This window comes from Mycolicibacterium psychrotolerans (genome assembly GCF_010729305.1).
Lineage (GTDB): Bacteria > Actinomycetota > Actinomycetes > Mycobacteriales > Mycobacteriaceae > Mycobacterium > Mycobacterium psychrotolerans.
This window is the reverse complement of record NZ_AP022574.1, coordinates 3,428,915-3,451,282: the sequence shown is the minus strand read 5'-3', so window position 1 is coordinate 3,451,282 and position 22,368 is coordinate 3,428,915. Positions and strand designations below refer to the sequence as shown.

Sequence of the window (22,368 nt, the reverse complement as noted above, 5' to 3'; positions counted from 1 at the left end):
CGGCCCCTAATGGTGCGTGCTCGTCACGGCGATGGGCTCGCCGGAGACATCGTTGAACGGTCCCTGGCGGTCTGCAAGCACCCAGTACACGATCGCGCCCAATCCTGCGCCGATGAACCAGGAGAACTCCGAGACAACCTTGAACAGCGGCACGAACGCCAGCAGCAGTGCTGCGACCGCCGTGATGGCAAGGGCGGCCACGGCGCGCACGTTGACGCCCTTCGTGTAGTGGTACTCGCCGTTCGCATCGGTCGTGAACAGGGCCAAGACGTTGACCTGGGAACGGCGCACCAGCCAGTAGTCGACCATGATGATGCCGAACAACGGCCCGAGAATGGCGCCGAGCCCACCGAGGAAGTAGTTGATGACGGCAGGGGTGTTGTACAGGTTCCACGGCAGGATCACCAGACCGATGACAGCCGAGATGAGTGCTGCGCGGCGGAAGTTCAGGTGCTTGGGGAACAGATTGTTGAGCGCGTAGATCGGGGCGACGAAGTTCGCCATCAGATTGACCGCGACCGTCAGGATCAGCAATGCGAGTGCAGCAAGCACCAGCAGAAGTGTGTTCGGCACTTCCCGGACGATGTCGGCAGGCGCTTCGATGATGCGTCCGTCGATGCGGAACTGCGCGCCGGCCAAGGTGATGACGATGCCACCGAACACCAACATGTTGAGCGGGATGCCCCAGAAGTTGCCGAGCACGATGGCGCGCTTCGACGTCGCGTTACGGGTGAAATCGCAGAAGTTCAGCACGAACGTTCCGTAGATCGCGACCCACAGGCTGGCGCCGCCGATGATCTGCAGCCACATGTCGACGCCGGTCAGCGAGTCGGGCGTGCTCCACGCGATGGCCCAGTCGGCGTTGTTGAGCATCCAGATCGCGAGGGCGACCATCGTGAACAGGATGACCGGACCGGCGAATGCCTCGTACCTTCGGATCATCTCCATGCCGTAGCTGACGATGATCACCTGGATCACCCAGAGCGCGACGAAGGAGATCCAGCCCAGCGTCGACAACCCCAGGAAGCTGTTCGAGTCGAGGGTCTCTGCGGATGGTGCGAGCGCGATGATCATGATGCGCAGCACGACCGACGCGAGGTACGTCTGGATACCGAACCATGCGATGGCGACCGCGCCGCGGATGAGGGCCGGGATCTGCGCGCCGCGAATGCCGAACGCGATGCGGCTCATCACCGGGAACGGGACCCCGGTCTTCTCCCCCATGAACCCGGACAGGCTGAGCAGCAGGAAAAGAAAGGCCCCGCCGAGCCCGAGGGCGAGCAGGATCTGCCACCCACCCAGCCCCAGGGCGAACAGCCCGATGGCGAACGAATAGTTGCCGAGGCTGTGTACGTCGTTCGCCCACAAGGTGAAGATGTTGTAGGCGCTCCACCGTCGACCTTCGCGCTTGGTGGGCGCGAGATCGGGGTTGTACAGATGCGGACTCACGCCGGCGAGCGAGGTTGCGTCGTCGCGACTGGAGTCGCCGATCAGCCCGGTGGACTCTGTGCTCATGGACACGCCTGTCACGGTCGGAGCGCCGACGCCCGCGTCGCCGCTGGAATTCCATCTTGTGGAAGTAATATTCCACCAGTGAGGTAAGTAACTCGCATCTGCACGCCACCTGTCAACCCTCTGGGGCGATTGACTGTGTTTCCACCCACAATTAGAGTCACCCCAGAGTGGAGTTTCATTTCCACGATGAGGAATTAATCTCGCAGCGACGGAGACCCCCATGACCGCCGACATCCGCCAGCAGTCGGACCAACCCGATCTCGACCTGGTCGTCCGCGGCGAACGCATACTGACGACGGCGGGAGTCGTTGCCCGCGAAATCGGCGTTCGCGACGGTCGCATCGTCGCGATCGAGCCGCTGGGCAGCGGCCTCACCGGCACGGAGATCGTCGAACTCACCGACGAGCAGGTCATGATCCCTGGCTTGGTCGATACGCACGTGCACGTCAACGAGCCGGGCCGCACCGAATGGGAGGGGTTCGACTCCGCCACCCGCGCTGCGGCGGCGGGCGGTGTGACCACGTTGATCGACATGCCGCTCAACTCGATTCCGCCGACGGTGAATGTCGAAGCACTCGAAGCCAAGCGGGCGGCGGCGTCCGGCAAGCTGCACATCGATGTCGGCTTCTGGGGCGGCGCGATCCCCGGCAATACCGGCGATCTACGCGGTCTGCACGACGACGGCGTGTTCGGCTTCAAGTGCTTTCTGCTGCACTCCGGTGTCGACGAATTCCCGCATCTCGACGCGGACGAGATGGAGAAGGACATGGCCGTGTTGGCCGGCTTCGACTCCATGATGATCGTGCACGCCGAAGACTCCCGCGCCATCGACCATGCCCCCACTGCGGAGGGTGACCGCTACAGCCGCTTCCTGGCGTCGCGTCCGCGCGGCGCCGAGAACGTGGCGATCGCCGCGGTCATCGAGCGCGCTCGGTGGACGGGTGCCCGTGCGCACATTCTGCATCTGTCGTCGTCGGACGCTCTGCCGATGATCGCGACTGCCAAGCGCGACGGCGTCAAGATCACCGTCGAGACGTGCCCGCACTACTTGACGCTGCTCGCCGAGGAGATCCCCAACGGCGCGACCGCCTTCAAGTGCTGTCCGCCGATCCGTGAAGCGTCGAATCGGGAACTGCTGTGGCAGGGCCTACTCGACGGCACGATCGATTGCATCGTCTCCGACCATTCACCGTCGACGATCGACCTGAAGGATGTCGAGAACGGCGACTTCGGCGTGGCATGGGGTGGCGTCGCGTCGCTTCAGCTCGGCCTGTCGTTGATCTGGACCGAGGCAAAGCGTCGCGGGGTGTCACTTGCTCAGGTGCTCGAGTGGATGGCGGCCAAGCCGGCCGAGCTCGCCGGGTTGAACAACAAGGGCAAGATCGCCCTGGGGTACGACGCCGATTTCGCTCTGTTCGAGCCCGAGTCTGCGCAGGTCGTCGACGTGCACAAACTGCATCACAAGAACCCGATCAGCCCGTACGACGGGCGTGCACTCGCCGGCGTTGTGACGGGCACCTGGTTGCGCGGCAAGAAGATCGACTTCAAGACCCCGCAAGGCCGGATGCTGCGCCGCGGCGGCGTGTAGTCCCCCGTCGGTGTCGCTCGCCGCCTGCGCGGCGCGCGCCGCATCGGCATCACGCGCATTCGCGCGCACGAAGGTCAACAGCAACGTCAGCGCGTCGTCGGTCTGTAGATCGTCGAGTATCTTTGTCAGTCGCCGAAGTTCACAGGTTGCATCCGCCACGATGGAGCCAGTCCGCTCGGCGAGGCGCTCACGTCACGTCGGCTCTGAGCGCGGCGGGCGTCATTGCCACCGGAGGTCTTCGTTTCCCTCCTGGGCTTGTTGCGCACGCTGATCCGCGGTGCGGGTGTCTATCGTGACCTCTTGCCAGTACCCCGGGCTGTACAGGTAAATATCGCTGCCGCTGGTGACCCTCAGGACACCGCTGGGCAGTACTTCATAGCAGGCGCCATCCGAGAACTCGTCATCCTCGTCCTGGTCTTGGATCTGTATTCACATCTGCATAACGGGACCCCCTTCATGCGGCCCAGCCCTCGATGCCGCCGCCACTGATTCGCTGCCGACCATCTCCGGCGACGGCACGCCCTGTCGGAGCGACCGGGCCCGACCCGGCGCGGAATCCGCCATGGGTATCAGCTCAGCTGGATGGTGTGCTGGTGGGCGTCGATCGCGCGCTGCAACTCGGCCCGAGACAACTCATGGATGCCGCATTCGCAGCGTGCCGGCACCAAATCCTCGGCGAGATGGCCGCCATCGAGCAGGTCGACATAGCGCGTGGCGTGCAGGCTCCCATGGTGTCCTGTATCGACGAAATCACGGTCCCCGTGTGCATGCGGGCCGAGAAGCGACTCGAACACCGGGCCGGCGGCGGTATCGAAAACCGCTGCGACGTGGTGACTTCGACCGCAGCGCACCCGTACGAGGGCGCGGTCATCTCGTTCCTTGCCCAGGTCGTCCAGCGCTTGCCGGGCGACGTCTTGGCGTTCAGTAGGGCTCAGGTCGATGTGGCGGTTCATGATATCCTCCGCGTCTTCGGATCGGAATCTTCGACGTTACCGACGCGATGGTGCTGTTGTCCGGAGTCGAAAGTCCCGCCAGTCAGTTGCCGATGTCGCGAGAACGAGGTCTTTCGCCCGCATCTGGGGCTACATCCGCTACGGCGTTGCAATCGCCCAGTACCTCTGGATGTCCCCCGACGAGGTGATCAACACCTGACCGGTGGACCGGCTCAAAAGCTTTCTCATAAGGACGCCGCTGACCGCTACCCCGAGTGCTGTCGAATGCCGTTGCGACCGGAGTGCGGACTTGAGGACGTTCGACCCTCGCCCCGCCGTCGATGGAGTGAGACGGTAACGGTGCCAGGAGAACGTGCTGTACCGAGCACGCCGCCGCGCGAGCGGGCGTCACCGAAGCACCCGGTGATTCGCGGAGAGGACGACACCGATGGCCGAGGATTCCGGACAGCGGCACAAGCCGCACAAAAGGGCTGCAACGCCGAAAAGTCGAACGAGGGCCACAGCCAGGAAAACCGCGAAGAACGCCGTGGCGGACCGCGAGAAGGAAGGCGGCGCGCGGATTCTGGTAGTCACCGATGATCCTCACCGCAGCGTCACCATCGTGCCCGGTTGCCATATCGATTCCATGCGAGACAGAGAGAACGCGTACTTCTTCGAGGACGGCAACCAACTGGTCGGGATGATCGTCGAGGGGGGCACGGTCGAATACCACTCCGGTGAGCGCACCTACGTCGTGCGGCTCACGGACGGGCGACCCGCAGGAACGTGCTCGGGCCGGTCGACAGCCGGCGGCTCGGCATCATGAGTCACGCCCCCAACGACGGTTCGGGGTGCAGGAGAACGCGGATCTCACGCGGAAGCTGATATAGGGTCTTATCCATCTGCGCAGACGGCAGGTGGTGCAGCAGCGCGGCGGTAGTCGCCGGCAGCTGAGCTGCAAACTGCGCGGCTGCCTCAACGGGGAGGCGATCGCGAAGGGTGTGGAGCCATGCCCGGAGCACCCCGTGCGCGAACTCCCGGTCATCGGTGTCGAACTCCTTGGCGACATCGTTCACCCATACATGCGCGATGTGCATCGCGTGATCAAGCGCTGACACTTTCGACTTGGCAACCATGACCACCTCCTGCGCATCCACGGTCAAGCACGCAGCGGCCAGTGTTCTGCACACCAGAGTCGAAGGCCACGACGGTGCGAAGCCACGGACGCGGATGCGCAACAGTTCCCACCACAGCGCTCGTGGTCGGGCGCCGATCCGGCCGCCTTCGTACTTTTCCCGGCTGGCGGCCCGACGGATCTTGCCACTCGATGTCTGCGGAACGCTGCGCGGTGGTGCGAGGACCACGTCGTCGGGCGGCAAAGGGAGCAGATCCACTGTTGTCGAGACGATCTCGGTGCGCAATGCGTCGGTCGTCTGCTCATCGGTTGCTCGCGTCTCGGCCACCACAACGAGCCGCTCGGCGCCCCCGGCAGGGGCAGCAGAGGCGAACACGGCGACGCATCCCCTGCGGACGCCGGCGATGTTGCCGACGGCTTCTTCGAGCTCGGCAGGGTGCAGATTGCGTCCAGCGCGGATGATGATGTCCTTGACCCGACCGGTGACGTACAGGTCGGCATCGGCGATGTAGCCGAGATCGCCGGTATCGAGCCAGTCCCCGTGGGAGAGCGACCGTGTGGCGGAGGGGTTGTGAAAGTAGCCAACGGTCGCCGACGGGCCGCGAAACTCGATGCGCCCCTCGCGACGGTCACCCAGCTCGGCTCCGGTGGCGTCGACGACGCGGATCTCGTGGCGCGGCAGGGGTTGTCCGCAAGCGACGTAACTCAGCGCTTCCCGTCCGTGGGCCTTCACCGGGTTGGCCCGGCCCGACCGCGCGAATCTGTCGCGGTCGATGTGGTCGATCAGCGGGCCTCGGCCAAGCGGCGGCCCTGAGTGACAGGACTTTGACACCCATGACGGACGCTTGGTCACCGCATGCTGAAAGACGCGAGTCAAACGCTCGCAGCGGCTCTGGAGGGCTTGGTCCCTGGCGGCTGGGCACTTGTGCCCGGCCGCGGGGATCAGACCGCCCTCTCGCTGGCGAACCTCAGCGCGCCCGCCAGTTCAGGCATCGCGAGCCTGCGCACGTCAATCCACCTGGTGATATCGCTGGTGGTGACGATGCCGGCGACCCGACCCGCGTCGAGGACGAGGGCACGCTTACCTCCCGTCCGCGCCAGCCGCTCGAGTAACGCGACGAACGGCTCGTGCGGATCAGCCACGGGGACCTCGTCTCTCGGTATGGCCGCGTCGCGGACCAGGGTGGTCGCGCGCTGATCCGGTGCGACGCGACGCAGTTCGGTCAGCGAGATCAGTCCCGTGACCGCCCCGTGGCCCCCGGTGACCGGATATGCCGAGTGGCGATCGCCGAGCAGGTACTGCTGGATGAATTCTTCGACCGAGATCCCGCCGGAAGCGGTATGCGGATCGGCAGTCATGACGTCGAGGACCGACACGCCCGTCAGGGACCGCCGGGTCTGTATCCACGCTTCTTCGTCGCGGGCAGCGGTGAACAGGAACCAGCCGACGAACGCCATCCACACGCCGCCGACCATGGAGCCTGCCAGGAACTCGAGCAGCCCCAACCCCATCAGCGCGTAGGCGACCCGGCGTCCGGCGCGCGCCGCGCCGACAGCTGCACGCATTCCGTCACCGTGTCGGCGCCACAGGTACGCCCGCAGGATCCGGCCACCGTCCAGCGGCGCACCGGGCAGCAGGTTGAACAGCCCGAGTATCAGGTTGATGCCGGCCAGCCACCACGCGACGGCGACCACGATCTCGTCCGCTCCGACGGTCCGCAGGCCCGCGGCCAGGCCGGCGAACACCGCCGCCAGCAACAGGCTCGTCACGGGACCCGACACCGCAATCCGAAACTCTGCTCCCGGCGTCTTCGCCTCGCCGCCGAGGCGGGCGATGCCCCCGAACAGCCACAGCTTCACCTCGAGGACCTCGACGCCCCGGCGACGAGCGACCACGGCATGAGTCAGCTCGTGGGCCAGGAGCGACGCGAGAAGCACCGCCGCGCCGCAGGCCCCGGCCAGCCAGTACGCGATCGACGGGCGCCCCGGCGCGGCGTCAGGCAACGTTGCGGCCAAGCTCCACGTGAACAGCCACATGATCACCAGGACGCTCCAGTCGATGCTCAGGGGAAAGTCCATCACCCTGCCGAGCGGAATGCCCTCGTTCACGAGATCCCTCCGATTGCGTTGCCCGACAGAGTTTCCGGGCTAGTGCCGACGCGCGACGATGACCGGCACGCGAGCTGCCTGCGTCACGGTGGCGCTGACCGAACCGAGCAACATCCGGGCGAATCCGCCGCGACCGTGGCTCCCGACGATGACGAGCTGAGCCCTCTGTGCATGGTCCAGAAGCTGGCGGGCGGGGTCCTCGAATTCGACCAGACGGTGGACGTTGACCTCCGGGTAGCGTTCCTGCCAACCGGCAAGGCGCTCGGCCAGCGTCTTGTCCGCCGCGTGTTGCAGAGCCCCGACCTCCATGCCGGGGACGGTGGCCATGTCCGCATCGCTCCACACGTGCAACGCCGCCAGATCGACACCGCGCCAAGAGGCTTCGTCGAACGCCAAAGCCGTGGCCGATTCCGATGCGCGCGATCCATCGATCCCCACCAGCACCGGCAGTCGCCCGGATTGCGGCGAGGGCGGCACCTCGTCGTGGACCACCGCGACAGGACAGTGCGAGTGATAGATCAATGCGGTGCTGACCGACCCGAGCAGGCGGCGATGTTGACCGGTTCGCCCGCGGCAGCCCACCACCAGCAATTGGGCCTGTGCGGACACATCGACAAGGGTCGGCACGGGACCACCGAAGAACACTTCACTGTGGATCTCCGGGCGATCACCGCCCGCAGTGCAGCCCTCGACTGCTGTGATCGCGTCCGCGACGACCCTACGGGCGTCATTCTCCTGAATTTCCAACACCTCCTCAGGGACTCCGCCGACAGGCCACGCGAAGACCGACGACGCACCCCCCAACAACGCGGCGACGTGAACGATGGTGAGCGGGGCGTGGCGCATCGCCGCCTCCCCAGCCGCCCACTGCATCGCCACTCGTGACGACGGAGAACCGTCGGTGCCTACGACGACTCCATGGTGTGAAGCCACTCTGGACATATCGCGTCCCCCTCAGCCATCGACGAGCATCGATCACGTTAGGGGTCCGGTGGCAGTCAGGGCTGGAGGAAATGGTCCCCTCGACGGTGGCTGAAGGTCTCCTCGATCCCCGCGACCCGGATGCAGGACTTAAATCCCTATCGGTACTCGATGATGCCGCTCGACACTCGAGGGATGAAACCATTTGACGATCGTGTCGACGCTGGACGCCAATTGGCACGGCGTCTGGAACCTCTCCGGGGCCAGGACGTCGTCGTGCTCGGCCTGCCGCGAGGCGGCGTGCCAGTGGCCTTCGAGGTCGCCCAGGCTCTGCAGGCTCCCCTCGACGTGCTCGTGGTCCGCAAGTTGGGCGTGCCGTTTCAACCCGAACTGGCCTTCGGCGCCATCGGCGAGGACGGTGTGCGTGTCCTCAATGACAGCATCGTGCATGAGGCACACCTCGACAACGACGCCATGGACGTCGTCGAAGAGGAGCAGAGGATCGAACTGCGACGCCGCGCGGAACGTTTTCGCCGCGGACGTGACCGAATCTCGCTCGCGGGGCGAACCGCCGTGATCGTCGACGACGGCATCGCCACGGGGGCGACCGCGAAGGCGGCCTGCCAGGTTGCCCGCGCCCACGGTGCCGGCAAGGTGGTGCTGGCGGTTCCGATCGGTCCGGACGACATCGTCGCGAGGTTCGCCGGCTACGCCGACGAGGTGGTCTGCCTGAGCACACCCGCGTTCTTCTTCGCAGTCGGGCAGGGATACCGCCACTTCACCCAGACCTCCGAGAACGAGGTCGTCGCGCTGCTCGACCGCGCCCGAGACCATGCCGCGGAGACCTCTGCCGCCGGCGCCGTCGACCCGCCGCTGCGCGACGAGGAGGTCACGGTGGCAGCCGGATCGGTCACGGTGGCCGGGCACCTGACGATCCCCGAACGCCCGAGCGGCATCGTCGTGTTCGCGCACGGCAGCGGGAGCAGCCGGCACAGCCCCCGCAACCGCTATGTCGCCGAGGTCTTGAACAGGGCCGGCCTTGCCACGCTGCTGTTCGACCTGCTCACGCCGGCCGAAGAACGCAACCGCGCCAACGTCTTCGACATCGAGTTGCTGGCTCGACGGTTGGTCGACGTCACGCGTTGGCTGGCCGCCCAGCCCGACACCGCGTCACTTCCGGTGGGTTACTTCGGCGCGAGCACCGGGGCGGGCGCCGCGCTGGCCGCGGCCACCGATCCGCACGTGAACGTCGGCGCCGTCGTTTCCCGCGGCGGTCGGCCCGATCTTGCCGGTCGGTCGCTGGCGAACGTCGTCGCGCCGACCCTGCTGATCGTCGGCGGACGCGACGAGGTGGTCCTGGAGCTGAATCGACAAGCACGAAACGCAATACCCGGGACATGCGAACTCGCCGTGGTTCCCGGTGCCACGCACCTGTTCGAAGAGCCCGGCACGCTCGAACAGGCCGCGGAGCTGGCATGCCACTGGTTCATCGACCACCTGAGCCATGTTGTCGCATCACAGTGAAGCGCCGCGGATGCAGCATCTGCGAAGTCAGAACTCGCAGGCGCGGCCGACACAACCACCGCTGAATGTGCTGTCCGCCTGAGCCAGGACAGGTTCGGGAGCGGCGTAGGACAAGACCTGTCCCTCGCGGCTGCCGTAACGGTAGACCGTGATGCCCTTGACGCGCGCCTTCCACGCGGCCAGGTAGATCGAGCGGACGTCGTCGACGGTTGCGGTGGCAGGCAGGTTGACCGTTTTGGACACGGCCGCGTCGACGTGGCGCTGCACGGCGGCCTGCATACGCAGGTTCCATTCCGGCGCGATCTCGGCCGCCGTCGGGAACGACGCACGCACCTCGGCCGGCAGCTGCGAAAAGCCACGTACTCCCCCGTGCTGCGCGATCTCGGCGATCAACGCGTCGCCGTAGAAAACGCGGCGCGGACGACTGATCGTTGCCCCGGTCGCGGGCCAGCCGATCAAAGCACGGGTTGACCTCCAGCAGGTGCCTTCCGACGATCGCGCGGGTGAAGGCGATCGCGAACATCGGCTCGATTCCCGCGGTGGTTCCCGCGATCAGCGAGATGGTGCCGGTCGGGGCGACGGATGTGATCTGTGCATTGCGGCGCGGCCCCGCTTGCGCGAAACGGCTGTCGCACAACGCGGGGAACGAGCCACGCACCTGGCCCAGCTGGACCGACGTCGCCTGCGCCGCACGGTGAATGCATCGCATCACCCGGCCCGCCATGCGAACACCCTCATGACTGTCGTAGGGAACACCCAGGCTGGCCAACATCTCCGCCAAACCCATCACGCCCAGCCCTACTTTGCGGGTTGCTCGCGCCGCCTTCCCCAGTTCGGGGAAGGGGTAGCGGCTCACATCGATGACGTCGTCGAGGAACCGCAGCGCCAGCCCTGCCACCTCGGCCAGCCGGTCCCAGTCGACTCGCCCACCGCGGACCATCCGGGCCAGGTTGATCGAGCCGAGGTTGCACGACTCGTAGGGCAGCAACGGAACCTCCCCGCACGGGTTGGTTGCCTCGATTCTGCCCAGCTGCGGCAACGGATTCGCCCGATTGATCGTGTCGAGGAACACCAACCCCGGATCCCCGCACGCGTGCGCGGCTTCACAGATCCTGTCGAACACGTCGGCGGCGGACACTCGACGGACGGTGTGTCCCGTTCGGGGGCTGACGAGGCGGTATGTGGCGTCGCGTTCGACCGCACGCAGGAACGCGCCATTGACACCGACCGACAGATTGAAATGCGAGAGTGCGTCGCGTGATTCAGCCTTCGCCGTGATGAAGTCACAGATGTCCGGATGCGACACATCCAGCACGGCCATGCCGGCGCCGCGACGCCGACCACCCATCGAGACGATGCCCGCGGCCGTGTCGAACAGCCGGAGAAACGACACCGGCCCGCTGGCGGTCCCGCCGGCGCCCGCCACACGGTCACCGGCCGGCCGTAGGTGGCTGAACGCGAAGCCGGTTCCTCCGCCCATCCGCTGGATCTCGGCGGCCTGTCCGAGTGCGGCGAAGACCGAGTGCAGAGAATCCTCGATCGGCAGAACGCAACACCCGGACAGCAGGCCGAGCTCGGTGTCGGCATTCATCAGCGTGGGCGAGTTCGGCAGAAACTCGAGACTCCGCAGCAGCGTGGAGAACCGCTCAGCCCATTGACCCGACGTCCCTGGCTGGTAGTCGTCCTCGGCCGCCGCGACAAACCGCGCCGACCTGTCCATCATCTCGCCGGTCGACTCGGCGGGGCGGCCCCGGTCGTCGCGCAGCAGATAACGTTCCCGCAGCACGGTCACCGCCGCCAGGCTCAATTTCAGCTCGTCACGAACCCCCAGCAGGGCTTTCGCCGTACGCAGCTCGGAACGACGCTGCCGATAGATGATGTAGGCCCGGGCCACGTCGTCGAGCCCCGCTTCACCCAACCGCGCCTCGACGAGGTCCTGGATCTCCTCGACAGTCGCAACTCTGGAGCCCAGCGCGTCGGCCACGACCGTGGCCACGGTGACCGGCATGTCCGGGTCGTCGTAGGCCACCTCGCGGGCCGCCCGTGCCACGGCACCCTCGATCCGCTCGACGTCGAAGGGCACCAAAGTCCCGTCGCGGCATCGAACCTTCGCAGGCCACCCCGCCATCGCCGCCGAGTTCATCGTGTGATCGGCAAACGTCTACTCGCTTCGGGGGTGACGGTTGATCGCCGACTGCGCCGATCCGAACCGGTGTCGCGCACGCTCGTCCTTCGCCACCTGCTCCGCTGCAGTGACAACGGTCGCGTCCGGCCCCGGAAACACCGTTGTCTCATGGTCGGTTTCCAGCCACCGTACGACGTACGGTGGCGCACCATCAGACGAGTGAACCTCGGTGATCAGCCCCTGCTGATCCGGTCGATCGATGGTCGTGCCCTTGATCACCAGCCAGTCGCCAACCTTCGCCTTCATGAGTAGCCCTTTCCCTCGGATTCCATCGTGCGCGCACCCGATGCGGGCGGAAGGGCATCAGGCCACCACTTCCGACGGCCGAAGGTCCCCCGCCCCATCGCAGTCGGAGTTGGCCGATCGTCCTCGCAAGGCCTACTATCTGCGTATGAATGCAGATAACGGTGCATGCGGCCGTCGACTGCCCGACGATCAGGTGGACCTGGTCGTCGAGGTCTTCCGGATGCTGGCCGACGCCACCCGAGTGCAGGTGGTGTGGGCGCTGGTGGGCCGCGAGATGTCGGTCAACGACCTCGCCACCCACATCGGCAAACCGGCGTCGTCGGTGTCCCAGCACCTGGCCAAGCTGCGGATGGCGCGACTCGTTCGAACCCGCCGGGACGGCACCACCATCTTCTACACCCTGGACAACGACCACGTGGGTCAATTGGTCACCGACGCTGTCTTCAACGCCGAGCATGCAGGACCGGATGTGCCCGGCCACCACCGCGACGCCGATGAGTTGGCCAGCCTGCACCCGATCACCATGGACATCAAGCGATCTCAGGGACGCCGCACATGACGCACGAACACGATCACCATCACGAACACCCCCACAGCCACGATCACCCCACCGGCGTGCGCGCAGCGGTGAAGGAGATCTTCGCCCCGCACAGCCACGACCACTCCGACAGCATCGACGGGGCCCTCGAGTCGAGCGCCGCCGGCATCCGGGCGGTCAAGATCAGCCTTGTCGCGCTCGCCGCGACGGCCGTCGTGCAGGTGGGCATCGTGGCCATCTCGGGTTCGGTCGCACTGATGGCCGACACCATCCACAACTTCTCCGACGCGCTGACGTCGATCCCGCTGTGGATCGCGTTCGCACTCGGCACCAAGGCGGCCACTCGCCGCTACACCTACGGGTACGGTCGCGCGGAGGACCTGGCCGGGCTGTTCGTCATCGCGATGATCGCTCTGTCGGCGATCATCGCCGGCGTCGAATCCGTTCGCCGCCTGATCAATCCGGTGCCGATCAACAACATCGGGTGGGTCGCAGCGGCCGGGCTGGTCGGCTTCATCGGCAACGAGCTCGTCGCGGTCTACCGCATCCGCGTCGGACGCCGGATCGGCTCGGCCGCCCTGGTCGCCGACGGATTGCACGCCCGGACCGACGGATTCACGTCGCTGGCCGTGGTGCTCGGCGCCGGCGGCGTCGCCCTGGGCTACCCGCTGGCCGACCCCATCGTAGGCCTGCTCATCACCGCAGCGATCCTGGCAGTCCTGCGCACCGCGGTGCGCGACGTATTTCGGCGGCTGCTGGACGCCGTCGACCCCGAGTTGGTAGACGCCGCCGAAACGGCACTGGCCGCCGAACCGGGCGTGATCGCCGTGCGCAGCGTGAAGATGCGCTGGATCGGCCATCGCATCCATGCCGACGCCGAACTCGACATCGACCCGGCCACCAGCCTTGCCGACGCTCATCGGATCGCCCACGAGGCCGAGCACACGCTCACCCACGCGGTGCCCAAACTCGCCACCGCCCTCGTCCACGCCTACCCGTCGAGCACTCACGGCGCTCCCCGCGTCTAGCGTTGGTTCGTGTCTAAGCACTCAACAGATTCCAGTTCGTCGCGCTTCGCCGATCGGGTCGCCATCGTCACCGGCGCCGGCGCGAAGGATGGCATCGGCGCGGCGGTTGCCAGACAACTGGTTGACGAAGGCGCACGAGTGGTCCTCGGCGCGACGTCCGCGCGGGTCCACGACCGTGCGTCGGAGTTGGGCGACTCGGCGATCGGCGTCATCGGCGACCTCACGCGGGACGGCACGGCAGAAGAGCTCGTGCGGGTCGCGACAAGCCGGTGGGGCCGTCTGGACATTCTGGTGAACAACGCCGGGATGACGTCAGTCTCGTCTGGCTGGGATGCCGACGCTGAGGTCGCTGAACTGACACTTACCGAATGGAATGAGGCCATCGGCCGCAACCTCACCACCGCGTTCCTCATGTGCCGAGCCGCCGTCCCCGAGATGACGCGACGCGGGTACGGGCGCATCGTGTCCGTCGGTTCGACCACCGGCACGGTGAACGCCATGCCCGGGCAATCGACGTACACGACTGCGAAGGCAGGACTCGTCGGATTGAGCCGAGCCCTCGCCCTCGAGGTCGTCGGTCGCGGGGTAACGGTGAACGTCGTCGCGCCCGGTTACGTCGCGACGGGTTCGCAACTGCCTTTCGAAGCCGCAGCGGCGCAGGCCGGACCGATCGGACGCAGCGCGACGCCGGACGAGATCGCCTCGTGCGTCGCCTTTCTCGCCCACGAGTCGGCGTCCTTTGTCACCGGCGCCGTGCTCGTCGCCGACGGTGGCCACAACCTGCCCGAGACGTGGGGACGCTCCTAGCTTCGCACCGACAGTCTCGACCGTGCGCTGGTGCAGGCCGATTCACCATGGAGGTGACATCACGACAGCTTGGCCAGGGTCACCTCGGCCGCGACGAGGTCTTGTGCGCCGAGTCCGACGAGTTTGGCAACGGTGATGTCGTCAACGGCGGTACGTCCGGCCTTGCGGCCGGAGATCACCTCTCCCAGTTCCCCCGAAACGTCGTCGATGGAATAGCGGCCGGTGCGGATCGCGCGATGAACGTCACCGTTGGCCTCGGCGATTTCGCGCGCGTCAACGAAAACCTTCGCACGTCGTAGCGCCGTCGCGTCGAGTTCGCTCTTGGTGGCGTCGTCGGCGCCGACGGCGGTCACGTGCGCGCCCCGGCGCAGCCACTCCCCCCGCACAAGTGGTTCGCGTGCCTGAGTCGCGGTGATCAAAACATCCGCGCGGCGAACGGTGCTCTCGATATCCGGCGAACACCAGATCTCGACGTCGGGCAGTTTCTCACGTAGCCGCGACTTGAGCACCTCGGCTTTCGGCATGCTGCGTGCCCAGATCGACAGCGTCTTGAAGGGGCGCTCCCCGTAGAGCGCCAACGGCTGCCAGTAGGCTTGCACCCCGGCGCCGAGCACGGCGACGGTCTCTACAGTAGGGGGCGCCAGCATGCGAGCGGCAACCGCTCCGGCGGCCGCGGTCCGGATGTCGGACAAGTAGTGCTCGTCGTGCAGCAGAGCAAGTGTGTGCCCGGTGGCGCTGTCGAAGACGGCGACGAATCCGCCTTGGGCCTGCCCTCTTTCGAGATTTGCACTGAACCAGGGTGAGACCTTGACGATGTAGACGTCGTGGCCGCGCAGGCTGCCGGTCTTGACGTAGACGTCACCGAGTTCGCGGCGCTCAGCTGGGAACATCACGATCAGTCCGTTGTCGGCGAGGCCCGCGCTGGTCTCCGCAAAGGCCCGCGACACCGGCTCGACCAGGTCCTCGAAAGTGACCTTCCCGCGGATACTTTCGGCGTTGACCACGCGGGTACTCACGACGGTGGTCTTCCGATGACGCCGTGCCCTACGATCGCGACATCGCCGCCGACATTGACCGTTTCGACGTCGTTGCGGCTGCCCTCCGGCCGCACGTGCAAATGGCTCGAGCGCCCGGCGTATTGACCTTGGTTCAACGTGAACTGCTCACCTCCGCCGACCAGTCCGTGGCGCAGGCGATAGGCGCCGATGGTGCCTGCGGCGCTACCGGTGGCCACGTCCTCGACGACTCCGTCGTTGTTCCAGTGCCGTACTTCGAGGCCCGACTCGTCGAATAAGACCGCGAACTGGGCGTTGACACCACGGAGCAATTCGGTGATGTCGTGCGATATCCGTGCCCGCACCAGCACACCCGCACGGACCGGCACGATCAGATAGCGAAGGCCCGTACTCACCGCTTCCAGCGGCAGGTCCGCGTCGAGATCGCTTGGCGCCAGGTTGAACGCGTGCGCGATCGGACCAACGTCGTCGACTGTGCCCAGAAATTCCGGCCGACCTTGATCCAGCCAACCGGAATAGTGGCCGTCTCGCATCTCGGTACTGACTGTGACCGTCTTGCTGCGTAATTCGAATCGCCAGTGGTGCGAGCCTGCAGATTCGCTGCGAATGTGCAGCGCCACCGCCGCTCCGATGATCGGATGTCCGGCAAAGGGCAGTTCCTGGAAGAGGTCGAAGATCCTGGCACGAACGGTGTCGGGCCGCCCGGTCGGTTGAGTGAAGACGGCTTCGAAGTGTCTCAGTTCCTGGGTGATCCGCTGCATCTGTTCTTCGGTCAGATCCGGGGCGTCGAGGAAGACGGGCAAGCTGTTTCCACCGAACGGAACCCGGCTGAAAACGTCGACGTGACAGTAAGCGAGATCGACCGATTGGCCCTTCACAGCTGCGCCATGAGAGCCTGCGTGAACCGACGGATCGCCGACTCGTCCCGCCGGTAGAAGGTCCAGTTCTTCCTGCGGGTCGCCACCAACAGGTGGGCCTCGGTCAGCAACGTCAGATGACGTGATGCCGTTGCCGCGGCGATACCGAGCTTGTCCCGGATGAAATCTGCGCACACGCCGTCACGAATGAGATCGCCGTCGGTCTGCGGCGGGAAGTTGCCGACCGGATCCTTCAACAAAGACAAGATCTCGAGACGCACGGGACTGGCAACCGCCTTGACCGTCTTGAGCACCGCGGTCGGATACTCATCCGATTCGCTATTTCGCATAAATACAAACTAGCTCGGTGTGGACAGCTGGTCAACCGCAACCCAGGCCGGGGCCCATCAAACGTAGCGCGACTCCGGACGAGATCGCCCCGTGCGGCATGGCAGCGCTAGCGACAGCAGTTCGGATCCAGCACGACGCACAGCGCCGCGACCGCGTCGACGTGCGGGCGGTGATACACGCTCATGCCGCGCCGTTCGGATTCGACCAGCCCGGCCCGCCGGAGCTGCGTCAGATGGTGACTCACCGTCGATTCGGTGACGTCCAGCGCTCGAGCGAGTTCCCCGCTGTTCTGCTCACCCTCGGTCGAACTGAACAGCAGCGACATCAGCTTGACCCGGACCGGATCGGCCAGCGCCTTGAGACGCAGAGCGATCTGCAGCGCGTCGGCATCGCTCATCGGCCCGGAAGCCACAGGCGCACAGCACACCGGCGCGGACATGTCGATCATCGGAAGGGTCTTCGGCACCCGACCAGTATGGCCGAGGATCTTGACTTAAGTCAAAAAGGTTGGCACTCTGACGACAGGACCAGAATTCGACATAAGTCACAGAGGTCCCCGGAAGGAGAAACCATGTCCCGCATCCAGCTCGCCCTCAACGTCGACGATCTTGACCAGGCCATCGCGTTCTATTCGAAGCTGTTCAACACGCCTCCGGCGAAGGTGAGAGACGGTTACGCGAACTTCGCGGTCGCCGAACCGCCCCTGAAACTCGTCCTGCTCGAGAATCCCGGCAAGGGCGGCACGCTCAACCATCTCGGCGTCGAGGTCGAGTCCAGTGAGACGGTGCACGCGGAGATCGCCCGGCTTGCCGGTGAAGGCATGTTCACCGAGGAGGAAATCGGCACCACGTGCTGCTTCGCCACGCAAGACAAGGTCTGGGTGACCGGACCGGGCGGCGAGAAATGGGAGGTGTACACCGTCCTCGCCGATTCGGATACTTTCGGCCGCAGCCCCCAACATTCCGAGTCTGCCGAACAGGACCAGCAGACCGCCGCCACATGCTGCTGACCGGCGTTCATCTCATGTTGGCTTGACGTCTGATTCGATATCCATCAATATCGACGAATGTCGAAATCATCTCCGGAGAATGGGTGCGCGTACGCGCCGATGGTGCGTGAACCGCTCTCTGCCGAGGCCGCTGCGGACGTCGCAGGAAAGCTCAAGGCGCTGTCCGACCCCGTGCGGCTGCGCCTGTTCAGTCTCGTCGCCAGCCATGCCGGCGGCGAGGCCTGCGTCTGCGACATCTCAGCGGGCCTCGACGTCACCCAGCCGACGATCTCCCATCACCTGAAGGTCCTCAAGGAGGCAGGCCTGTTGGCAGCCGAACGGCGCGCCTCGTGGGTGTACTACTCGGTGGTCCCCCAGACGCTCCGGTCGCTGGCGGCCGTTCTCGACGTCACCGACGAGAGGGCACTGACATGACCAGTGCTTCCACGGATTTCGCTGTGGTGGACAAGGTTTCGCGCCTCGATCGGTTCCTGCCGGTGTGGATCGGGCTGGCGATGGCCGCCGGTCTGCTGCTGGGCCGCCTCATTCCGGGACTGAACACCGCACTCGACGCGATCGAGATCGACGGAATCTCGCTGCCCATCGCTGTCGGCCTTCTGATCATGATGTACCCGGTGCTGGCCAAGGTGCGCTACGACCGCCTCGACTCCGTCACGGGCGACCGCAGACTTCTCGTCAGTTCGCTGCTCCTGAACTGGGTCCTCGGTCCGGCGCTGATGTTCACACTGGCGTGGCTTCTGCTGCCTGACCTGCCCGAGTACCGCACCGGCCTGATCATCGTGGGTCTGGCGCGCTGCATCGCGATGGTGATCATCTGGAACGACCTGGCTTGCGGGGATCGCGAGGCGGCCGCGGTGCTGGTCGCCCTGAACTCGATCTTCCAGGTGCTGATGTTCGCCGTGCTGGGCTGGTTCTACCTGTCGGTGCTGCCGGGGTGGCTCGGCCTGGAACAGACGACGATCTCCGCCTCCCCGTGGCAGATCGCCAAGTCGGTCCTCATCTTCCTGGGCATCCCGCTCCTCGCGGGCTACCTCTCGCGCCGGTTCGGCGAGCGGACCAGGGGACGGGACTGGTACGAGACGACGTTTCTGCCGAGGGTCGGCCCGTGGGCGCTCTACGGTCTGCTGTTCACCATCGTGATTCTCTTTGCGCTGCAGGGAGACCAGATCACCAGCCGACCGTGGGACGTGGCACGGATCGCGCTCCCCTTGCTCGTCTACTTCGCCCTCATGTGGGGCGGCGGCTACCTCCTCGGAGCGGCGCTGAAGCTGGGCTACGAACGCACCACCACACTCGCGTTCACCGCTGCGGGAAACAACTTCGAGCTCGCGATCGCGGTGGCCATCGCGACGTATGGAGCCACCTCCGGACAGGCGCTCGCCGGGGTCGTGGGACCGCTCATCGAAGTCCCGGTCCTCGTCGGCCTCGTCTACGTCTCACTGGCCTTGCGGCACCGATTCACTCATCCACTGCGCTCGACCCAGGAGTAGGCGATGACCGACCGCCCCACCGTGCTGTTTTTGTGCACCCACAACGCCGGACGTTCCCAGATGGCACTGGGCTACTTCACACACCTGGCCGACGGCGACGCCGTGGCGTGGTCGGGCGGTTCCGAGCCGGCCGACTCCATCAACCCGTCGGCCATCCAGGCGATGTCGGAAGTGGGCATCGACATCACCGGTGAACATCCCAAGCCCTGGACCGACGACGTCGTGCGGGCCGCGGACGTCGTGGTGACGATGGGGTGCGGAGACACCTGCCCCGTCTACCCCGGAAAGCGTTACGAGAACTGGGATCTGCCCGATCCGGCCGGGCAGTCCGTCGAAGCGGTTCGGCCCATCCGCGACCAGATCGAAGAACGGGTGCGCCGACTCCTCGCCGAACTGGGTGTCGATAGCGCCCACCGGTGAACATGATCGGACTCCGGCATGACACGATCGCGTAGGTGACCGTTGTCCTGGCCCTGCGATGCGCAGACGGCCTCGTGCTCGCCGCCGATTCGCAGATCACCGAACCCGATCGAGGGCTGACCTATCCGGCCCAGAAGCTGCACGGCCTGGGCAAGCACGCCGCGTGGGCCGGAAGCGGGTCGCGCGCAGTGCTGTACGACCTGGAGCAGATGTTCGACGCCCAACCGGAGACGATCGTCGAGGCAAGCGATGTCGGACGGGCGCTGCAGGCCCGGGTGGTACCGGTGTTGCAGCACCACTACGAGAACTTCATCGAAGAGGTGCCCGGACAGAAGACCAGCGGCTCCACGCCGGCCACCTACGTGCTCGCCGCCGGCTACTCGGACACCAAGCCGTTCATCGTCGACGTGGACCCGCACGGGCTCATCGGCCATTACGAGGACATCGGCTTCCAGGCCATCGGCAGCGGGGCGCCCATGGCCCAGCAGGCGCGCGCCCTGCTGTCGAACTTCCGCATGAACGAGCGCCCAGTGGAATACGGCGTGCTCGCGGCGCTACGAGTGCTGCACGCGCTCGACGAGACCTCTCCGTCGGTCGGGGGCCCGATGGACATCTGCCGCATCACCCCCGACGGCGCCGATCACCTGTCCCCCGACGACATCGACAAAGCGGGCGCAGAGGTCCGCCGGTGGTGCGACCTGGAGCGGGACGCTCTCGACCGCCTATTCGAGCGCTGAACCCCGCCTACGCCGGGCGGCTCGCGGCCCGCGCATTCCGGCGGTCGGCGAAGTATTCAGCCCAGGACGTCACGCTCGGATTGTCCTTCAACAGTGCACGGCGCTGCCGCTCGGTCAGCCCGCCCCACACACCGAACTCCAACTGGTTGTCGAGGGCCTCCGCGGCACACTGCGTGATGACGGGACAGCGGCGGCAGATCAGGACAGCCTGCCTCTGCGCGGCGCCGCGGACGAAGAGCTCGTCCGGGTCGGTGTCCCTGCAGCGCGCCTGCGACACCCACTGCAGGCGGGCTTCGTCGAGTGTCTTCATCTGCTCATCCCCACTGTCCAGGCGTCATCCGGTGCGCCGACACGAGAGCCGCATTCCCCCGATCGATGCGGCACCCGTCGACGAACTCACCACAGCAAACGTTAGCCAGCCGCGGCGATGCGTCATCAGTAACCAAATACTTAATCTGGAAGGACCTTTGTCACCCCGGCCGGCCGGACTCGGTCGGTTCTCGTGCCGATCGCCTGCGCGCACCGCGAGGTTCGGGCACACTCTCGGCTGCGGGGTGTGACCCGACGTGGAGGTACACCGCGATGAGCACCGCCATCCCCCCGCTCGACCTCGCCTGGCTGCTGATGGAGACACCCGGCGGCACGACTCACGTCGGAGCGATGCTGCTGTTCAAGAAGCCGCCCGGCCGCCGGGATCTGGTCTCCCAGGTGGTCGCGAACTACCGCGGTCGCCAACCGCTCCCGCCGTTCACCTACGTGCCCGAGATCCTCGGCACGGGCGTGCCGCATTTCCGCGAGGTGCAGACCTGGGATCCGCATTACCACGTCCAGCACCTCTCCCTGCCGGCCGGCAGCTCCTATGACGATCTACTCCGCCTCGTCGCCGACCTGCACGAGCCGATGCTGGACCGCAACCGGCCACTGTGGCGGTGCTGGGTGATCGACGGGGTCCCCGGCGGTCGTTTCGCGATCTACACCAAGACCCATCACAGCATCATCGACGGCGTGTCCGGCCTCAGGAGACTGTATGACGGGCTGAGCCTGTCCCCCGACGACGCCATCCCGGCGCCCGCGTTCGCGCTGCCCGGCCCACCGCTCGCCTCCTCGGCACCGCCTCCCGCGTTGCGCCGGCTCACCGATGCCGTGCACGGAGTGCTCACTCAGGTCGGCGCGGTGAACCAGATCTCCTGGGGCGCAGTGCGCAAAGCGCTCAGTGCGGCGCTCGGCACGCACGTGGAAGGCAGTCTGCCGTTCGTGGCCGGCCGCGCCCCGACCAACGCACCGCTGCGACAGGCGCGCGGGTTCGCCACTCTGTCGCTGCCCCTCGAGGAGATGCACCGCATCGCCCACCATCACGGAGCCACGCTCAACGATGTCGCGGCCGCCGTGATCGACCACGGGCTGCACGCCTACCTACGTGAGACGGGCCAGGCCTACGCCCACGAATTGATCGCCATGTGTCCGGTGTCGCTACGCGGCGACGACGACACCACCGTGGGAACCAAGGTGTCGGCGATGTTCGTACGCCTCGGACACCCGGAGGCGACGATGGCGGACAGGCTGCGCCAGGTGGCCCACTCGGTCGCCACAGCCAAGAAGGAACTCGGCGCCCTGTCGACCGACGCGGCGATGACATATGCCGTCGCGCTGGTCGCCCTCGCCGGTGCCGGCGCATCGACCCACCTCGACCGCGTGGGCCGTCCGGCATGCAATCTCGTTGTCTCGAATGTGCCGGGCAGCAACGACATCCGTTACCTCCACGGCGCCGAACTCACCGGCATCTTCCCCGTGTCGGCGCTGGCCGCCGCCATCGGCTTGAACGTGACGCTGAGCTCCTACTGCGGTCACATGGACTTCGGCTTCGTCGCGAACAGCGCAGCGATCAGCGACGTGCACGCACTCGCCGAGCACACCCGCAAGGCCTACGCACAGCTGAAGGTCGCGGACCGGGTTTGACGGA

General features: G+C 66.2%; 22 protein-coding genes and 2 pseudogenes. 12 read left to right on the top strand and 12 right to left on the bottom strand.

The annotated features are described in order from the left end of the window. Window positions 1-6: 6 nt before the first annotated feature. Window positions 7-1,515 carry an NCS1 family nucleobase:cation symporter-1 gene (locus tag G6N45_RS16895; RefSeq protein WP_163723300.1) on the bottom strand — a complete coding sequence of 503 codons (1,509 nt, stop codon included), beginning with the start codon at window positions 1,513-1,515 and terminating at the stop codon, window positions 7-9. A gap of 220 nt (window positions 1,516-1,735) precedes the next feature. Here G6N45_RS16895 and allB point away from each other — a divergent pair, with 220 nt between their 5' ends. Beyond that, window positions 1,736-3,103, top strand: coding sequence for an allantoinase AllB (gene allB / locus G6N45_RS16890; RefSeq protein ID WP_163723299.1), 1,368 nt, complete (start codon window positions 1,736-1,738; stop codon window positions 3,101-3,103). Window positions 3,104-3,672: 569 nt separating this feature from the next. Here allB and G6N45_RS16885 read toward each other — a convergent pair. Continuing rightward, window positions 3,673-4,056 (bottom strand): hypothetical protein, encoded by a 384-nt coding sequence (locus tag G6N45_RS16885; RefSeq protein WP_163723298.1) that lies wholly within the window; start codon window positions 4,054-4,056, stop codon window positions 3,673-3,675. 427 nt (window positions 4,057-4,483) lie between these two features. Here G6N45_RS16885 and G6N45_RS28305 point away from each other — a divergent pair, with 427 nt between their 5' ends. Beyond that, complete coding sequence (locus G6N45_RS28305) at window positions 4,484-4,861, top strand: hypothetical protein (RefSeq protein WP_170312452.1); 378 nt, start codon at window positions 4,484-4,486, stop codon at window positions 4,859-4,861. Between the two features lies 1 nt (window position 4,862). Here the strand turns inward: G6N45_RS28305 and G6N45_RS28075 are convergent, their stop codons facing one another. The 3 genes from G6N45_RS28075 to G6N45_RS16865 all read right to left on the bottom strand — a co-directional run bounded on the left by G6N45_RS28075 (window position 4,863) and on the right by G6N45_RS16865 (window position 8,221). Next, window positions 4,863-6,023, bottom strand: a complete 1,161-nt coding sequence (locus G6N45_RS28075) for a DUF2267 domain-containing protein (protein WP_246228706.1) — start codon at window positions 6,021-6,023, stop codon at window positions 4,863-4,865. Window positions 6,024-6,112: 89 nt separating this feature from the next. Then, window positions 6,113-7,279 carry a site-2 protease family protein gene (locus tag G6N45_RS16870; RefSeq protein ID WP_163723297.1) on the bottom strand — a complete coding sequence of 389 codons (1,167 nt, stop codon included), beginning with the start codon at window positions 7,277-7,279 and terminating at the stop codon, window positions 6,113-6,115. A gap of 39 nt (window positions 7,280-7,318) precedes the next feature. Further along, window positions 7,319-8,221: a universal stress protein gene (locus G6N45_RS16865; protein WP_163723296.1), complete on the bottom strand. Its 903-nt coding sequence runs from the start codon at window positions 8,219-8,221 to the stop codon at window positions 7,319-7,321. 174 nt (window positions 8,222-8,395) lie between these two features. Here G6N45_RS16865 and G6N45_RS16860 point away from each other — a divergent pair, with 174 nt between their 5' ends. After that, window positions 8,396-9,724 (top strand): alpha/beta family hydrolase, encoded by a 1,329-nt coding sequence (locus G6N45_RS16860; RefSeq protein WP_163723295.1) that lies wholly within the window; start codon window positions 8,396-8,398, stop codon window positions 9,722-9,724. Between the two features lie 27 nt (window positions 9,725-9,751). Here G6N45_RS16860 and G6N45_RS16855 read toward each other — a convergent pair. Beyond that, window positions 9,752-11,852 (bottom strand): annotated as a pseudogene (locus G6N45_RS16855) (adenosylcobalamin-dependent ribonucleoside-diphosphate reductase). A gap of 33 nt (window positions 11,853-11,885) precedes the next feature. Next, complete coding sequence (locus tag G6N45_RS16850; protein WP_163723294.1) at window positions 11,886-12,155, bottom strand: DUF1918 domain-containing protein; 270 nt, start codon at window positions 12,153-12,155, stop codon at window positions 11,886-11,888. A gap of 145 nt (window positions 12,156-12,300) precedes the next feature. Between G6N45_RS16850 and G6N45_RS16845 the strand changes: the two genes are divergently transcribed. The 3 genes from G6N45_RS16845 to G6N45_RS16835 are packed head-to-tail and all read left to right on the top strand — an operon-like array spanning window position 12,301 to window position 14,528. Further along, entirely contained in the window at window positions 12,301-12,714 is a 414-nt protein-coding gene (locus G6N45_RS16845; RefSeq protein ID WP_163723293.1) for an ArsR/SmtB family transcription factor, read from the top strand. After that, window positions 12,711-13,721 carry a cation diffusion facilitator family transporter gene (locus tag G6N45_RS16840; RefSeq protein WP_163723292.1) on the top strand — a complete coding sequence of 337 codons (1,011 nt, stop codon included), beginning with the start codon at window positions 12,711-12,713 and terminating at the stop codon, window positions 13,719-13,721. The genes G6N45_RS16845 and G6N45_RS16840 overlap by 4 nt, the downstream gene beginning before the upstream one ends. Before the next feature lie 9 nt (window positions 13,722-13,730). Next, the gene (locus tag G6N45_RS16835; protein WP_163723291.1) at window positions 13,731-14,528 is read left to right on the top strand and encodes an SDR family NAD(P)-dependent oxidoreductase; all 798 of its coding nucleotides are present in this window, start codon (window positions 13,731-13,733) and stop codon (window positions 14,526-14,528) included. 59 nt (window positions 14,529-14,587) lie between these two features. Here the strand turns inward: G6N45_RS16835 and G6N45_RS16830 are convergent, their stop codons facing one another. The 4 genes from G6N45_RS16830 to G6N45_RS16815 form a co-directional block, all read right to left on the bottom strand. Then, window positions 14,588-15,544, bottom strand: a complete 957-nt coding sequence (locus tag G6N45_RS16830) for an ornithine cyclodeaminase family protein (RefSeq protein ID WP_163723290.1) — start codon at window positions 15,542-15,544, stop codon at window positions 14,588-14,590. Continuing rightward, window positions 15,541-16,422 carry a PhzF family protein gene (locus G6N45_RS16825; RefSeq protein ID WP_163723289.1) on the bottom strand — a complete coding sequence of 294 codons (882 nt, stop codon included), beginning with the start codon at window positions 16,420-16,422 and terminating at the stop codon, window positions 15,541-15,543. Before G6N45_RS16825 ends, G6N45_RS16830 begins: the two co-directional genes overlap by 4 nt. Continuing rightward, window positions 16,419-16,715: an ArsR/SmtB family transcription factor gene (locus tag G6N45_RS16820; protein ID WP_197746843.1), complete on the bottom strand. Its 297-nt coding sequence runs from the start codon at window positions 16,713-16,715 to the stop codon at window positions 16,419-16,421. The genes G6N45_RS16825 and G6N45_RS16820 overlap by 4 nt, the downstream gene beginning before the upstream one ends. A gap of 143 nt (window positions 16,716-16,858) precedes the next feature. Further along, window positions 16,859-17,218 (bottom strand): Rv2640c family ArsR-like transcriptional regulator, encoded by a 360-nt coding sequence (locus G6N45_RS16815; protein WP_163723287.1) that lies wholly within the window; start codon window positions 17,216-17,218, stop codon window positions 16,859-16,861. A 105-nt stretch (window positions 17,219-17,323) separates the two neighbouring features. Here G6N45_RS16815 and G6N45_RS16810 point away from each other — a divergent pair, with 105 nt between their 5' ends. The 5 genes and pseudogenes from G6N45_RS16810 (at window position 17,324) to G6N45_RS16790 (ending at window position 20,408) form a co-directional block, all read left to right on the top strand. Next, window positions 17,324-17,761, top strand: coding sequence for an ArsI/CadI family heavy metal resistance metalloenzyme (locus G6N45_RS16810; RefSeq protein WP_163723286.1), 438 nt, complete (start codon window positions 17,324-17,326; stop codon window positions 17,759-17,761). A gap of 57 nt (window positions 17,762-17,818) precedes the next feature. Then, window positions 17,819-18,175: an ArsR/SmtB family transcription factor gene (locus G6N45_RS16805; protein WP_163723285.1), complete on the top strand. Its 357-nt coding sequence runs from the start codon at window positions 17,819-17,821 to the stop codon at window positions 18,173-18,175. Next, window positions 18,172-19,251 carry an ACR3 family arsenite efflux transporter gene (arsB, locus tag G6N45_RS16800; protein ID WP_163723284.1) on the top strand — a complete coding sequence of 360 codons (1,080 nt, stop codon included), beginning with the start codon at window positions 18,172-18,174 and terminating at the stop codon, window positions 19,249-19,251. The genes G6N45_RS16805 and arsB overlap by 4 nt, the downstream gene beginning before the upstream one ends. Window positions 19,252-19,263: 12 nt before the next feature. Further along, window positions 19,264-19,671: pseudogene (locus G6N45_RS16795) on the top strand (arsenate reductase ArsC); the annotation flags it as partial. A gap of 35 nt (window positions 19,672-19,706) precedes the next feature. Further along, window positions 19,707-20,408, top strand: coding sequence for an Ntn hydrolase family protein (locus G6N45_RS16790; protein WP_163723282.1), 702 nt, complete (start codon window positions 19,707-19,709; stop codon window positions 20,406-20,408). Window positions 20,409-20,415: 7 nt separating this feature from the next. Here G6N45_RS16790 and G6N45_RS16785 read toward each other — a convergent pair whose 3' ends face one another. Next, window positions 20,416-20,718, bottom strand: coding sequence for a WhiB family transcriptional regulator (locus G6N45_RS16785; protein WP_163723281.1), 303 nt, complete (start codon window positions 20,716-20,718; stop codon window positions 20,416-20,418). 272 nt (window positions 20,719-20,990) lie between these two features. Between G6N45_RS16785 and G6N45_RS16780 the strand changes: the two genes are divergently transcribed. After that, complete coding sequence (locus tag G6N45_RS16780) at window positions 20,991-22,364, top strand: wax ester/triacylglycerol synthase family O-acyltransferase (RefSeq protein ID WP_163723280.1); 1,374 nt, start codon at window positions 20,991-20,993, stop codon at window positions 22,362-22,364. The last annotated feature ends 4 nt before the right edge of the window (window positions 22,365-22,368 follow it).

Excerpts from the sequence above, each read along its gene's own strand:
- G6N45_RS16895 (WP_163723300.1), bottom strand. The coding sequence starts at position 1,515 with ATGAGCACAGAGTCCACCGGGCTGATCGGCGACTCCAGTCGCGACGAC.
- allB (WP_163723299.1), top strand. The coding sequence starts at position 1,736 with ATGACCGCCGACATCCGCCAGCAGTCGGACCAACCCGATCTCGACCTG.
- G6N45_RS16885 (WP_163723298.1), bottom strand. The coding sequence starts at position 4,056 with ATGAACCGCCACATCGACCTGAGCCCTACTGAACGCCAAGACGTCGCC.
- G6N45_RS28305 (WP_170312452.1), top strand. The coding sequence starts at position 4,484 with ATGGCCGAGGATTCCGGACAGCGGCACAAGCCGCACAAAAGGGCTGCA.
- G6N45_RS16865 (WP_163723296.1), bottom strand. The coding sequence starts at position 8,221 with ATGTCCAGAGTGGCTTCACACCATGGAGTCGTCGTAGGCACCGACGGT.
- G6N45_RS16860 (WP_163723295.1), top strand. The coding sequence starts at position 8,396 with ATGAAACCATTTGACGATCGTGTCGACGCTGGACGCCAATTGGCACGG.
- G6N45_RS16850 (WP_163723294.1), bottom strand. The coding sequence starts at position 12,155 with ATGAAGGCGAAGGTTGGCGACTGGCTGGTGATCAAGGGCACGACCATC.
- G6N45_RS16845 (WP_163723293.1), top strand. The coding sequence starts at position 12,301 with ATGAATGCAGATAACGGTGCATGCGGCCGTCGACTGCCCGACGATCAG.
- G6N45_RS16840 (WP_163723292.1), top strand. The coding sequence starts at position 12,711 with ATGACGCACGAACACGATCACCATCACGAACACCCCCACAGCCACGAT.
- G6N45_RS16810 (WP_163723286.1), top strand. The coding sequence starts at position 17,324 with ATGTCCCGCATCCAGCTCGCCCTCAACGTCGACGATCTTGACCAGGCC.
- G6N45_RS16805 (WP_163723285.1), top strand. The coding sequence starts at position 17,819 with ATGTCGAAATCATCTCCGGAGAATGGGTGCGCGTACGCGCCGATGGTG.
- arsB (WP_163723284.1), top strand. The coding sequence starts at position 18,172 with ATGACCAGTGCTTCCACGGATTTCGCTGTGGTGGACAAGGTTTCGCGC.
- G6N45_RS16785 (WP_163723281.1), bottom strand. The coding sequence starts at position 20,718 with ATGAAGACACTCGACGAAGCCCGCCTGCAGTGGGTGTCGCAGGCGCGC.
- G6N45_RS16780 (WP_163723280.1), top strand. The coding sequence starts at position 20,991 with ATGAGCACCGCCATCCCCCCGCTCGACCTCGCCTGGCTGCTGATGGAG.